This window comes from Brevundimonas diminuta 3F5N (assembly GCF_900163625.1).
Lineage (GTDB): Bacteria > Pseudomonadota > Alphaproteobacteria > Caulobacterales > Caulobacteraceae > Brevundimonas > Brevundimonas diminuta_A.
In genome coordinates this window covers 1-12,950 of record NZ_FUIE01000080.1, presented here as the reverse complement: position 1 = coordinate 12,950, position 12,950 = coordinate 1, and the positions used below count along the sequence as shown (strand labels likewise).

The following is a 12,950-nucleotide window of genomic DNA, read 5'->3' as shown; positions in this document are numbered from 1 at the left end:
CGTCCAAAGGGCATTCCCTTCCTCAGCCGATGAATTAATCTGTCTCAAATTCTCTTTGGGAGAGACGCCTTGATCCGCACCGCCTCCACCGCCTTTTTCGGCGCCGCCCTCTTGCTGGCCGCCGCCCCCGCCGTGGCTCAGGACGGCCACGTCAATCTCGCCGCGCATGGTGCAGAGCACGCCGCCTTCGCCTCCGACCGTCTTAGCGTCCGCGTCGACGGGCCGGAGGACGCCCCCGACCTGATCCTGATCCCCGGCCTGTCGTCCTCGCCCGACATTTGGCAGGGCACGGTCGATCATCTGGCCGGGCGCTATCGCGTCCATCGCATCCATGTCGCCGGTTTCGCCGGCGCCGCGCCCCAGGCCAATGCGCAGGGCGACGCGCCCCAGCCGGTCGGCGCCCCCGTGGCTGAGGAGATCGCCCGCTACATCCACGAGCTGCATCTGAACAAGCCCGCCGTCGTCGGCCACTCCATGGGTGGAACCATGGGCATGATGCTGGCTGCGCGTCACCCCGATCTGGTCGGCAAGCTGATGGTCGTCGACATGATCCCCTTCATGGGCGCCATGTTCGGCGCGCCCGGCGCAACGGCCGAAAGCGTGACCCCCGTCGCCGATCAGATCTGGACCGCCCAATCGATCAGCCCGCGCGAGGCCTACGTCGCCCAGGCGACCACCGCCATCAACGGCATGATCAACACCGAAAGCCGCCGCGAAGAGGCCCTCCAGGACATGCGCGACAGCGACCAGAAGGTCTCGGCCGCCGCCTTCCGCGAACTGGTCACCACCGACCTGCGCCCCGAATTGGCCAGGATCACCGCCCCAACCGAAGTGCTCTACGTCAAGTTCAACGACGCCCGCATGACCGACGCCGTCACCGACGCCATCTATCAGATGTCGTTCGCGACCCTGCCGGGGGCCAAGCTGAAACGCATCGACGACAGCGCCCACTTCATCATGCTCGACCAGCCGACGGCCTTCTACGGCGAACTGGACGCCTTCCTGGCCAAATGAGCCATCCGGCCGCGGACCGGATCGTCGGCCTGTATCAAGACAAGGCGGCGGACTGGATTCGCGACCGGGGCGCCGTCCTTCGCCGACATGAAGGCGACTGGGACGAAGCCGCCTGGCTGGACCGCTTCGTGAACGGCTGGCCGCCCGGCGCCCGCGTGCTAGACGTCGGCTGCGGCTCGGGCTGGCCGATGGGCGCCGCCCTGCTGGAGCGCGGGTTCGAGGTCGTCGGCCTCGACGCCTCGCCGGGCCTGATCGCCCACGCGCGCGAGACCCTGCCCAAAGGCGACTGGCGCATCGGCGACATGCGCGAAGCCCTGCCGGAGGGCGCCTTTCACGGCGTACTGGCCTGGCACAGCCTGTTCCACCTGACGCCGAAAGCGCAGACGGCGGTCCTGCCCGTACTGGCTGCGCGCGTGACGCCCGGCGGACGGCTGATGTTCACCGCCGGTCCGGCCCACGGCGAGGCCATCGGCGAATGGCGCGGCGAGCCGCTCTATCACGGCAGCCTGGCGCCGAAGGCCTATCGCGCCCTGCTCGACGAGGGCGGGCTGACGGCGGAGAACGCCGGCGATCAGGGCGTCTGGCTGGCGCGGCGCGCCATTCTTTCGGCGAAATAGGCGCTCACGCTGTCGTGATCGGAAACGGGGGCGTTTTCGTCGGCGACGCGAACGGCTAGGGTTCGCGTCGCTGGCATAGAGGGATGTTCATGGCGCGCAAAGACCGCGGACCCGACGGGAACGACCAGGGCGGAGGAAAACCGCGCCGGACCTTCATGGGCCGCCTGTTCTATTGGAGCGCGGTTCTGGCCGTCTGGGGCCTGATCTTCGCCGTCGTCTTCTTCGCCGTTTTCGCGCGCGACCTGCCGGACACCTCCAGCCTGTATGAGGTCGATCGCCAGCCCTCGATCACCTATCTGGACCGCTCCGGCGCCCTGATCGCGGTGCGCGGCACCCAGATGGCGCCCCCGGTCGATCTGGACGCCCTGCCCGACTACGTCCCCGCCGCCTTCGTGGCCATCGAGGACCGCCGCTTCTATCACCACCCCGGCTTCGATCCGATCGGCATGAGCCGCGCCATGGCCTCGAACCTGAAGGCCGGGCGCGTGGTCCAGGGCGGCTCGACCATCACCCAGCAGTTGGCCAAGAACCTGTTCCTGACGCCCGATCAGAACATGAAGCGCAAGGTTCAGGAGCTGATGCTGGCCGTGTGGCTGGAGATGAAGTTCTCCAAGAAGGAGATCCTCGCCCTCTATCTGAACCGCGTCTATTTCGGCGCCGGCGCCTATGGCATCGAATCCGCCTCGCAGCGCTATTTCGACAAGAGCGCCGACAAGCTGACGGTCGGCGAGGCCGCCCTGCTGGCGGGCCTGCTGAAGGCGCCCTCGCGCTATTCGCCGGTGTCCGAGAGCGAGCGCGCCGCCACCCGCGCCAACGTCGTGCTGAACGAAATGGTCGAGGTCGGCGCCATCACCCCGGCCCAGCGCGAAGCCGCCGTGGCCGAGCCGGTGCGGGTGTCCAAGACCCTGGCCAGCCAGCACGCCCAATACTTCATCGACTGGCTGGACAAGCAGATCCGCGGCCTGGTCGGCGAGCCGACCGAAGACCTCGTGGTCGAGACCACCCTGGACCTGACGCTGCAGACCGACGCCGAGCGCGCCGTGCGCCGCATCCTGGACCGCGACAAGGGCAAGGGCGTCGAACAGGCGGCCCTGGTCGCGCTGGACGGCGACGGCCGGGTGCGCGCCATGATCGGCGGCGCCTCCTACGGCGACAGCCAGTTCAACCGCGCCGTCGATGCGCGTCGCCAGTCCGGCTCAGCCTGGAAGCCTTTCGTCTATCTAGCGGCGGTCGAGGCCGGCTATACGCCCGAGACCCCGGTGGTGGACCAGCCCGTGACCATCGGCGGCTGGTCGCCGCGCAACTACTCCGGCCGCTTCTCCGGTCAGATGACCCTGGCCCAGGCCGTGGCCCAGTCGACCAACACCGTCGCCGCCTATGTGGCCGACCAGGTCGGCCGCGACAGCGTGGCCCGCGCCGCCAAACGCCTGGGGATCACCAGCGAGATCGGCCTGCAGCCGTCCATGGCCCTGGGCGCCGTCGAGGTCAGTCCGCTGGAGATGGCCCAGGCCTACGACGCCTTCGCCAACGGCGGGCGCCGCGTCGACGCCTATGGCATCAGCCGCATCCGCACCCCGTCCGGCCGGGTCATCTACACCCACGGCCCGTCGGAAGGCGGCCAGGCCATCAACAATCCGCCACTCTACTACATGAACCAGATGCTGCGCGGCGTGATCACCTCGGGCAGCGGCCGCTCGGCCGCTATCGGCGGGCGCGACATCGCGGGCAAGACCGGCACCACCTCGGACTACAAGGACGCCTGGTTCGTCGGCTATACGGGCGGCTTCGTCGCCGCCGTCTGGGTCGGCAAGGACGACAACAAGCCGATGGCCCGCGTCACCGGCGGCTCCTCGCCCGCCGCCATCTGGCGCGGCTTCATGGAAGCGGCCCTGCCCAAGCTGGCGGTCCAGGCCATCCCCAACGGCCCGCCCCTGCCCGAAGGCTGGATCGCGCCCGACCCGGTCGGCGACCTGATGGGCCAGGTCGAGGACCCCTACGCCACGGCCCAGCCCTATGAGGACGCGCCGCCGCCCGTCGTCATCGACGGCCAGGCCCCGCAGCCGCAACAGCCGCAGCAGCCCTCGGCGGCGCGCCCCAGCCCACCGCAAGCCGCGCCTCAGCAAGAACGCCGCCCCGACGCGCTGTTCTTTTAAGTTATTCCTTCTCCCCTTGTGGGAGAAGGTGGCAGGCGAAGCCTGACGGATGAGGGGTGGCTGCTCCTCATCCTGACAATCTGAATCCGGTCAGCGCAATCGGCGACGTTGCACCGACACCCCTCATCCGGCCCTAACGGGCCACCTTCTCCCACAAGGGGAGAAGGACGTTTCATCGCGGGGCGCGCTTGGCCAGGATGCGCTGCAGGGTGCGGCGGTGCATGCCCAGGCGACGGGCCGTTTCCGACACGTTGTGGTCGCACAGCTCATAGACGCGCTGGATATGCTCCCAGCGCACCCGGTCGGCCGACATCGGGTTTTCCGGCGGCTCGGGCGCTTCGCCGGTCGACAGCAGGGCCTTGACCACGTCGTCGGCGTCGGCGGGCTTCTGCAGATAGTCCACGGCGCCGGCCTTGACCGCCGCGACCGCCGTGGCGATGGCGCCGTAACCGGTCAGCATGACGATGCGGGCGTCCTCGCGCCGCTCGCGGATCATCTCGACCACCTTCAGGCCGTTGCCGTCCTCAAGCCGCATGTCCAGAACGGCGAAGGCGGGGACCGATTGGCGCAGGGCGTCGTTGGCCTCGGCCACGGACCCGGCCAGGGCGACGGCGAAGCCGCGCGATTCCAGCGCCCGGCCCAGACGGGTGCGCAGAGCCTGATCGTCGTCCAACAGCAACAAGGACCTGTCGCTGAGGGCTGCAATCTGTTCCGTGATCTGGGTCTCGAGTTCGGACATGTATTTCTCCTGAGGTTTCAGGTCGTGCGTCAGGGACGCAGGGTCAAGGGCCAAGCTCGTGACTGCGACATCAGGTTCCATCGCCTTCCATGGCCGAGGCGGTGACTTCCAGCACCTGACGCGGCCAGCGCACCGAGACGCGGGCGCCCCCCGGCTGGCCCTTGGCGACGTCGCCCGCACCCACCGACACCTTGGCGCCGGAGCGTTCCAGCAGGGTGCGGGCGATGAAGAAGCCCAGACCCATGCCGCCCTGGCTGGGGGCGATGGGGGCCGTGACCGGAGGCGGCGGCGCGCGGCGTTCCCGGCGGGCCGGGCGCGTGGCCGAGGCGATCTGGGCCGCCAGGGCGCGGCGGGCCTTAGCCTGGGGGCGGCTGGTCACATAGGGCTCGCCCAGACGCGGCAGGATTTCGGAGGCGAAGCCGGGGCCGTCGTCGACGATGTCGATCTCGATCCACCCGGCGTCGACCACGGCGGTCAACTGGACGCGGGCGGTGGCGAAGTCGGCGGCGTTCTCCACCAGGGTGGACAGACCGTGGACGATCTCGGGCAGTCGGCGCAGGCGCGGCGCGTCCTGGCCGGACGGGATCTTCAGGGCGATATCGAAATCCAGGTCGAAGCCGCGATGCGGCTCGGCCACCTCCTCCAACAGGGCTTTCAGGCCGATGTCGGCGAACAGGGCGTCGCCTTCCTCAGGCTGGGACGACAACTGTTTCAGGATGGCGCGGCAACGCTCCGCCTGTTGCAGGATCAGGGCGGCGTCCTCGGCTGCTGGACTGCCCGAGGGCGCGTCGCGCAGCATCTCCTTGGCGACGACCTGGATGGTGGCCAGCGGCGTGCCCAGCTCGTGCGCGGCGGCGGCGGCCAGACCGCCCAGGGCCGCCAGCCGCTGTTCGCGCTGCAGCACGTCCTGGGTGGTGGCCAGGGCCAGCTCCAGCTTGTCGGCATCGGCCGCCACCTTCCAGGCGTAGCCGGCCGTGAACAGCACGCCCGTCACCAGCGCCAGCCCCAGCCCCAAACGATAGAGGCCCGGCAGCTCCAGATGTTCATGCAGGCGCCACGGCAGAGGCAAGGACCAGGAGAAGAGGAAGCCCACGGCGATCAGCGCCATCACGCCCAGGATCACCGCCTGGCGCGCGGGCAGGGCCGCCGCCGCGATGGTCACGGGCGCCACCAGCAGCAGGCAGAAGGGGTTGGCCAGCCCGCCGGTCAAGGCCAGCAGGGTCGCCAGCTGCAGAATGTCGAAACCTAGCTGGGCGGCGGTCCTCGGCCCGTCGGGCAGGCTGCCGTCGATGCGCCGCGCGCGCGCCATGGTGGCCAGGTTCATCGCCACGCCCGCGCCGATCACGGCCAGGCACTCCCACAAAGGCAGGGGGAAATGCAGGGCGAAATAGGCCGTCAGGATCGCCGAGGTCTGGCCGATCACCGCCAGCCAGCGCAGCACGATCAGGGTGCGCAGCGACAGGCCCCGCCCGCGCCGGGGCAGCTCCGGCAGACCGGCCAGTTCGCCGGCCGCCTGGGTCAGGACGTGCGGCTGGACCTCGCGATGGGCGTGCGACGGGATGGGGGCTTCTGTAGGGCTCACCGCTCTTCTATAGACCGGGCGAAGAGCGGCTGCACGGTTCGCCGTGTCGCGGCCGCCGAAACGACCTCCGTTCCCGATGAGGAGACGCCATGCCCCGCCGTCCTGTGATCCTGTTCGCCGCCGCCTGCGCGGTCATCGCCTTGGCGCTGGGCCTGATCACCATGGTGGTCGTCGGCGGGCGCCAGCAGGCGGCCCAGACCACGGACGTCGCGACGGGCCAGCCCCTGGTCGGCGGCGACTTCACCCTGACGGATCAGAACGGCAAGACGGTTGATCAGACGATCCTGAACGGCAAATGGACCCTGGTCTTCTTCGGCTTCACCTACTGCCCCGACTACTGCCCCACCACCCTAGGCGTGCTGAACGCCGTGCAGGAGCGGATGGGCGACAAGGCTGAAGATCTGCAGATCGTCTTCATCAGCATCGACCCCGAGCGCGACACGCCGCAGATGCTGAAGGACTATCTGTCATCGGACGGTTTCCCTGACGGGGTCATCGGCCTGACCGGCACGCCGGAACAGGTGGCGCAGGCGGCCAAGGCCTATCGCGCCTTCTATCAGAAGGTCGGCGAAGGCGAGGGCTACACCATGAACCACGGCCTGACCGTCTATCTGATGGGGCCGGACGGACAGTTCCGCAGCGCCGTGGCGCACGACCTGGGGCCCAGCCGCACCGCGACCCTGATCGAGAACGCGATGGAGAAGGGCTGATCACCTTTCCCTGAACGAAGCGCGACCGGCCTTTTTTGCGGCGCACCACTCTGTATGATCGGCGTTCCGCATCGGCGGGGGCCGCAGTCGGGGTTTCATGCTCTACGCTTTTCACGAGCTCGCCTATCATTCGGCGACGCCGTTCCGGATCGGGGCCCAGATGGCCCGCCAGTTCTGGACCTCTCCGTTCAATCCGGCGTCGGACACGGCCATCGGCCGCACCGCCTATGCCTCGGCGGAAGTGTTCGAGAGCCTGACGCGCCGCTACGGCAAGCCCGACTGGGGTCTTGAGACGCTCGAGATCGAGGGCAAGCCCGTCCGCACCGCCGAACAGGTCGTCTGGTCCTCACCCTGGTGCCGACTGGTGCGGTTCGCCCGCAACATCGGCGACCTGAAGCGCGCGGGCAAACCAACGGCGGCGCCCGCCGTGGTCATCGTGGCCCCGCTGTCGGGCCACTACGCCACCCTGCTGCGCGGCACGGTCGAGACCTTCCTGCAGGACCACGACGTCTATGTCACCGACTGGACCAACGCCCGCCAGGTGCCGATGCTGGAAGGGCGCTTCGACTTCAACGACTACATCGACCATGTGCGCGACATGCTGGCGGCGGTCGGGCCGCGCGCCCACGTCGTCGGAGTCTGCCAGCCGGGGCCGCCGGTGCTGGCGGCCTGCGCCGTGATGGCGGCCGAGAACGACCCGAACCGGCCCGCCTCCATGACCTTCATGGGCTCGCCCATCGACGCCCGACTGTCGCCGACGGTGACGAACCAGTTGGCCGAGGAAAAGCCCTTCACCTGGTTCAAGTCGAACATGATCCACACCGTGCCCTGGCCCTATCCGGGCGTCGGACGGCGGGTCTATCCGGGCTTTGTCCAGCTCTACAGCTTCATGTCGATGAACGAGGACAAGCACGTCGACGCCCATCGCCGCTATTTCGAGGATCTGGTGGCGGGCGACGGCGACGGGGTCGAGAAGCACGAGCAGTTCTACGACGAATATCTGTCAGTGCTGGACCTGACCGAGGAATTCTATCTCCAGACCATCGACATCGTCTTCCAGCAGCACCTGCTGCCGCGCGGCCTGTTGCAGCATCGCGGCGAGACGGTCGATCTGACGGCGATCACCGACATCGGCCTGGCCACCATCGAGGGCGAGATGGACGACATCTCCGGCGTGGGCCAGACCCAGGCCGCGCACGGCCTGACGCCCAACATTCCCGACGACCGGCGCCTGCTCTACGTCCAGCCCAAGGTCGGCCACTACGGCGTCTTCAACGGCCGCCGGTTCCGCGAGGAGATCTATCCGCGCGTGCGTGACTTCATCGCTCAGAACGAAGACCTCAGTGTCGTACCGGAACGGTCAGCGTCTGCCGCTTGAGGGCGGCGGCGCCCTGAGACTGTCGGTCAATCCGCGCGCGCGAAGGCTGTCGATCCGCATCGACGCCCGCGCGGGCGAGGCCGTGGCCGTGGCGCCTAGCGAGCGGCGCCTGGGCGAGGTCGTGGCCTTCGCTCGCACAAAGGCCGGATGGATCGCCGAACGGCTGGCCGCGCGGGTCGACACCCTGGCGTTTGAGCCGGGCGCAATCGTGACCTGGCTGGGACGGCCCTTGCGGCTGGAGGCCACAGGCGGCGCAGGGGCGGCGCGCCTGATCGAGACGGCCGCGGGGCCGTTGCTGCGCTCGGGCGGCGAAGGCGAGGCCTTCTCTCGTCGCATCGAGAACTGGTTTCGTCGCGCCGCGCGCGACTTTCTAGTCGAGCGAACCGAAGTCCATCTGAAGACGCTGGGCCAGAAGCCGGTGAAGGTGTCCATCGTCGACACCCGCTCGCGCTGGGGCTCGTGCAGTCCGCACAATCGCTCGATCCGTTATTCCTGGCGCGTCATCATGGCCCCGCCCGCCGTGGCCGACTACCTGGCCGCGCACGAGGTCGCCCATCTGGTCCACGCCGACCACAGCCCCGCCTACTGGTCCGTCGTGGCGCGCCTGATCGGCGACCCCCGCCCGCACCGCCGCTGGCTGCGTGAACACGGCGCGGCCCTGCACGCCGTGGGCGGATAGGGCTTCAGTCCCGCATCGTCCTGAGCGCGCCCAGGCGCGCGAAGGCCAGGGTCAAGGCCTTGCGGCGTGCGGGGGCCAGGGGCGTGGCGATCGCCTCGCGCACCACCGCCCCGCCGAAGCCGTCGGCGACGATCAGGCCGGGTTCGTCGGGCAGGACGCCTTCAGGAAACTCCGGCGCGACGGCGAAGTAGAAGGCGTCGCAGAAGGGGCCGTACTCCTGCCATTTGCGGTCGACGCGATAGTCGTCGACCCCCGACTTCACCTCGCAGATAATGATGTCGCCCTTGGGCCCCAGAGCCATGACGTCGGCGCGCCGTCCGTTAGGCAGGCAGACCTCCAGCAGGGGCGCATAGCCCATGTCCAGCATCAGCCGCGCCGCGCCCCGCGTGACCGACAGGGTCGTCTCCGGGCGGCTGAAGACCAGTTCGAGGTGTAGCGCGGCAGCGGCCATGCCGCCTTTATGTTCCGCCTATGTTCCAGCTGCAAGCGTTTCCTCCCCGCTTCATGGGGAGGAGAAGATCAGCGAGCCAGCTTCAAACGGTTCACCCGCCACTCGTCCCGCGTCTGGCCCCATAGGTTGACCGCGTGCTCATGAAACGGCGGCGGCATGACGCCCGGCCCGCGATTGGTCGAGCCCAGCCGCTCGGCCACCTTCTCCGACGCCCGGTTGTCGGGATCGATGCAGTGGATGACGTCCGGCCAGTCCAGCACGTCGCAGGCGTAGTCCATCGTCGCGGCGGCGGCCTCGATCGCGTAGCCCTTGCCCGTGGCGTCGCGGTGCAGGCTCCAGCCCACCTCGCGGCCCGGCCAGCCATAGGGATGCAGCGGCCCGATGCGCCCCATCCACAGGCCGGTCGCCTTCTCGATCAACGAGAACATGCCCTCGCCGTGCAGCGCCCACATGCCCGCGACCGAGGCGATGCCGCGCCATACCTCATGCCGGGATTGCACCCCGCCGATGAAGCGCGTCGTCTCGGGGTCGCTCATGAAGTCAGCCCAGCGCGGAAAATCCTCCAGCGTCGGCGGACGCAGGAACAGGCGTTCCGTCTCCAGCGTGGGGCCCAAGGGAGACGAGGGAGGCGATATCGGGCGGTCGATCACAATAGATACTCGCGTTCCAGGGTGTAGACGCTGCCGTCGCCGGTCAGGACGCTGGAATAGAGGCCGAAGCGATCCACGCGGATCGGCGGCGACTTCAGCAGATTGTGTCCGGTGATCCAGGCGCCGATGCGATCAGGATTCGCCTGGGGCTTCAGATAGGCCAGGGTGACGTGCGGCCGGTATTCGCGCTTCTCCGGCGGAACGCCCGCCCGCTCGCCCGCCGACCGGCAACGCCCGGCCAGGACGTTCAGCGGCTCGGACCGCTCCAGACCCGCCCATAGGGTATGGCTGCGGTGGTTGTCGCCGAAGGCGCCGACGCCGTTCAGGGTGATCTCGAACGCCCCCCCGCCCTCGGCCCGCGTCAGCTCCGAGGCCAGGTCATCAGCCGTGCGCTCGGACGCCTCGCCATAGAAAGCCAGGGTGACGTGTAGGGCGTCCAGCGGCCGCCAGCGCGCGCCGGGCAGGCCGGATTGGCGGCGCGCCAGGGTCTCGGCGACGTCCTCGGGAATGACGATGGCGGTGAACAGGCGTAACATGCGACCCTTGGTAGCGGGCGGAACCGGCGGCCGGAAGTCCGGTTTTTCTTGCAAGGACGCCTCAGCGTCCCGATATTTCAGCCAAAGGTCGGGACATTCCTGGCCGAATGGGAGACTTCTTTCGCGATGAGCGATTTCAACAACGGCTATGCGCGCCCGCTTCCGCAGTCGGCGGACATGTCCGTCGATGCCGGTCTGCGCGCCTTCATGCTGGGCGTCTACAACAAGCTGGCGATCGGTCTGGTCGTCGCGGGCGTCCTGGCCTACGTCACCGGCAACGTCCCGGCGGTGCAGCAACTGCTGTTCGCCCGCATGGACGACGGCCGTATCGGCCTGACGATGCTGGGCATGATCGTCCAGTTCTCGCCGCTGGTCATGCTGTTCGGCTCGATGTTCTTCATGAAGAACCCGACGGCCAAGGGCGTGAACATGCTCTACTGGGCCGTGGTCGCCACCATCGGCGCGGGCCTGGGCGTGCTGTTCCTGCGCTACACCAACGGTTCGCTGGCCTCGACCTTCTTCGTCACGGCTGCCGCCTTCGCGGGTCTGAGCCTGGTCGGCTACACGACCAAGAAGGACCTGACCGGCATGGGCACCTTCCTGATCATGGGCGTGATCGGCCTGGTCATCGCCTCGATCGTGAACATCTTCATGCAGTCGGGCGTGATGTACCTGATCATCTCGGGCGCCGGCGTGCTGATCTTCTCGGGTCTGATCGCCTATGACACCCAGCGCCTGAAGATGACCTACTACGCCCTCGGCGGCGACAAGAACGCGATGGGCGTGGCCACGGGCTTCGGCGCCCTGAGCCTGTTCATCAACTTCATCAACCTGTTCCAGTTCCTGCTGGCCTTCATGGGCAGCCGCGAATAGGGGCTTCGCAAGTCCTAACGGAAAAGGCCTCGACGGCGACGTCGGGGCCTTTTCTTTGGCCCTCTCCTTCCGCCCTACTCCACCACCGTGAACTTTCGGCTGTCGAAGACACGCAGCACCTGGGCCAGGTCGCGGCCGCGTTTCAGCACATGGCCGCCCTCGCCGATCACGGCCCACTGACCCTGTTTCAGCCGCAGGGCCGGGCGCTTCTCGATACGGTAGAGCGGCGCGTCGCCGTGGCGGCGGAAGACGGCGAACTCGGCGCGATCCTTCTGGCCGGCCATGGCGTAGTCGCGCCATTCGCCCGCCGCCACCATCCGCCCATAGACCCGCAGCATCTGGTCCAGTTCGCGGCGGTCGAAGAAGACCGGCCCCGCCTCCGGTTGCGCATTCGGACTGTCGACGTCGAAGCTCATGCCTACAACTTAGGCCGCTCGCCGCGAAACGCCAGCGACGGATCAGGAAGCGGATCAGGGCCTGAACGCTTGTCACCCGCCGCGCGCCCGTCCAAAAGGCGGAACAAGTTCTAGATACGGAGACGAACCCATGGCGACGAGCGAAGGCTGGGACATGCCCACCGGAGACCTCATGAAGGGCAAGAAGGGCCTGATCATGGGGGTCGCGAACTCCAGCTCCATCGCCTGGGGCATCGCCTCGCAGTTGGCCGCCCAGGGCGCCGAGCTGGCCTTCACCTACCTGGGCGAGGGTCTTGAGCGCCGCGTGCGCCCCCTGGCTGAAAGCGTCGGCGCCAAGCTGCTGATCCAGGCCGACGTCACCGACGACGCCTCCATGGACGCCGCCTTCGCCGAGCTGGAGAAGGAATTCGGCACGATCGACTTCGTCGTCCACTCGGTGGCCTTCGCCAACAAGGACGAGCTGAAGGGCTCCTTCGTCGACAACACCACCCGCGACAGCTTCCTGCTGGCCATGAACATCTCGGCCTTCAGCTTCGTCGACGTGGCCAAGCGTTCGGCCAGGCTGATGCCCAACGGCGGCGCGATGATCACCCTGACCTATCTCGGGTCCGAGCGGGTCATTCCGAACTACAACACCATGGGCGTGGCCAAGGCCGCCCTGGAAGCCGCGACGCGCTATATCGCCCGCGATCTGGGTCCGAAGAACATCCGCGTCAACGCCATCTCGGCGGGCGCCATGCGCACCCTGTCGCTGGCCGGCATCTCGGGCGGGCGCGGCCTGCACTCCAAGTCGGCCCAGTTCTCGCTGATCAAGGAAGAGACCTCGATGGAAGGCGTCGCCGGCGCCGCCCTGTGGCTGTGCTCGGACCTGGGCCGCTCGACCACGGGCGAAGTCGTCCACGTCGACGCCGGCTTCCACGCCGTCGGCCTGCCGGACGACATGGAAGGCTAAGCCCGACCGGGTTTCGGACAGACAGAGGGCCGCCGGACGAACCGGCGGCCCTTTTTGCATCTCCCCCTCACGACCCGCTCATCCCGGCGGACGCCGGGACCCAGTGCTTTGGCTTCATCCACGCCGCCGGGATTGAGGCGCTGATCTGAGGTGCGCGTCCTTGGCTCTTACTGGGTCCCGGCGTGCCGGGATTGAGGCGC

The 12,950-nt window shown here is 68.3% G+C and carries 14 protein-coding genes; 8 read left to right on the top strand and 6 right to left on the bottom strand.

Annotated elements, in window-relative coordinates; genetic code table 11:
• The first annotated feature begins 69 nt into the window (after window positions 1-69).
• The 3 genes from FM111_RS14115 to FM111_RS14105 all read left to right on the top strand — a co-directional run bounded on the left by FM111_RS14115 (window position 70) and on the right by FM111_RS14105 (window position 3,784).
• The gene (locus FM111_RS14115) at window positions 70-1,014 is read left to right on the top strand and encodes an alpha/beta fold hydrolase (RefSeq protein WP_087141563.1); all 945 of its coding nucleotides are present in this window, start codon (window positions 70-72) and stop codon (window positions 1,012-1,014) included.
• Window positions 1,011-1,631 (top strand): class I SAM-dependent methyltransferase, encoded by a 621-nt coding sequence (locus FM111_RS14110; protein WP_087141562.1) that lies wholly within the window; start codon window positions 1,011-1,013, stop codon window positions 1,629-1,631. Before FM111_RS14115 ends, FM111_RS14110 begins: the two co-directional genes overlap by 4 nt.
• 83 nt (window positions 1,632-1,714) lie before the next feature.
• Window positions 1,715-3,784 carry a transglycosylase domain-containing protein gene (locus tag FM111_RS14105; protein ID WP_087141561.1) on the top strand — a complete coding sequence of 690 codons (2,070 nt, stop codon included), beginning with the start codon at window positions 1,715-1,717 and terminating at the stop codon, window positions 3,782-3,784.
• A 172-nt stretch (window positions 3,785-3,956) separates the two neighbouring features.
• Here FM111_RS14105 and FM111_RS14100 read toward each other — a convergent pair whose 3' ends face one another.
• Both FM111_RS14100 and FM111_RS14095 read right to left on the bottom strand, forming a co-directional pair.
• The gene (locus FM111_RS14100) at window positions 3,957-4,523 is read right to left on the bottom strand and encodes an ActR/PrrA/RegA family redox response regulator transcription factor (RefSeq protein WP_087141602.1); all 567 of its coding nucleotides are present in this window, start codon (window positions 4,521-4,523) and stop codon (window positions 3,957-3,959) included.
• A gap of 70 nt (window positions 4,524-4,593) precedes the next feature.
• Window positions 4,594-6,105 carry an ActS/PrrB/RegB family redox-sensitive histidine kinase gene (locus tag FM111_RS14095; protein WP_087141560.1) on the bottom strand — a complete coding sequence of 504 codons (1,512 nt, stop codon included), beginning with the start codon at window positions 6,103-6,105 and terminating at the stop codon, window positions 4,594-4,596.
• 89 nt (window positions 6,106-6,194) lie between these two features.
• Between FM111_RS14095 and FM111_RS14090 the strand changes: the two genes are divergently transcribed.
• The 3 genes from FM111_RS14090 (at window position 6,195) to FM111_RS14080 (ending at window position 8,872) form a co-directional block, all read left to right on the top strand.
• Complete coding sequence (locus FM111_RS14090; protein WP_087141559.1) at window positions 6,195-6,815, top strand: SCO family protein; 621 nt, start codon at window positions 6,195-6,197, stop codon at window positions 6,813-6,815.
• A gap of 97 nt (window positions 6,816-6,912) precedes the next feature.
• The gene (locus FM111_RS14085) at window positions 6,913-8,193 is read left to right on the top strand and encodes a polyhydroxyalkanoate depolymerase (RefSeq protein ID WP_087141558.1); all 1,281 of its coding nucleotides are present in this window, start codon (window positions 6,913-6,915) and stop codon (window positions 8,191-8,193) included.
• A complete protein-coding gene (locus FM111_RS14080) occupies window positions 8,159-8,872 on the top strand; it encodes a M48 family metallopeptidase (RefSeq protein ID WP_087141557.1) in 714 nt (237 codons plus the stop codon). Before FM111_RS14085 ends, FM111_RS14080 begins: the two co-directional genes overlap by 35 nt.
• 4 nt (window positions 8,873-8,876) lie before the next feature.
• On the opposite strand, the gene mmcB is transcribed toward FM111_RS14080, so the two are convergent.
• The 3 genes from mmcB to thpR all read right to left on the bottom strand — a co-directional run bounded on the left by mmcB (window position 8,877) and on the right by thpR (window position 10,509).
• Entirely contained in the window at window positions 8,877-9,323 is a 447-nt protein-coding gene (gene mmcB, locus FM111_RS14075; RefSeq protein WP_087141556.1) for a DNA repair putative endonuclease MmcB, read from the bottom strand.
• Between the two features lie 68 nt (window positions 9,324-9,391).
• Entirely contained in the window at window positions 9,392-9,937 is a 546-nt protein-coding gene (locus FM111_RS14070) for a GNAT family N-acetyltransferase (protein ID WP_256968334.1), read from the bottom strand.
• Between the two features lie 32 nt (window positions 9,938-9,969).
• Window positions 9,970-10,509 carry an RNA 2',3'-cyclic phosphodiesterase gene (thpR, locus tag FM111_RS14065; RefSeq protein WP_087141555.1) on the bottom strand — a complete coding sequence of 180 codons (540 nt, stop codon included), beginning with the start codon at window positions 10,507-10,509 and terminating at the stop codon, window positions 9,970-9,972.
• 126 nt (window positions 10,510-10,635) lie between these two features.
• Between thpR and FM111_RS14060 the strand changes: the two genes are divergently transcribed.
• Window positions 10,636-11,382, top strand: coding sequence for a Bax inhibitor-1/YccA family protein (locus tag FM111_RS14060; RefSeq protein WP_087141554.1), 747 nt, complete (start codon window positions 10,636-10,638; stop codon window positions 11,380-11,382).
• 74 nt (window positions 11,383-11,456) lie between these two features.
• Here the strand turns inward: FM111_RS14060 and FM111_RS14055 are convergent, their stop codons facing one another.
• Complete coding sequence (locus FM111_RS14055) at window positions 11,457-11,798, bottom strand: DUF2794 domain-containing protein (protein WP_087141553.1); 342 nt, start codon at window positions 11,796-11,798, stop codon at window positions 11,457-11,459.
• Between the two features lie 154 nt (window positions 11,799-11,952).
• Between FM111_RS14055 and FM111_RS14050 the strand changes: the two genes are divergently transcribed.
• Complete coding sequence (locus FM111_RS14050) at window positions 11,953-12,750, top strand: enoyl-ACP reductase FabI (protein ID WP_179205119.1); 798 nt, start codon at window positions 11,953-11,955, stop codon at window positions 12,748-12,750.
• Window positions 12,751-12,950 lie beyond the last annotated feature (200 nt).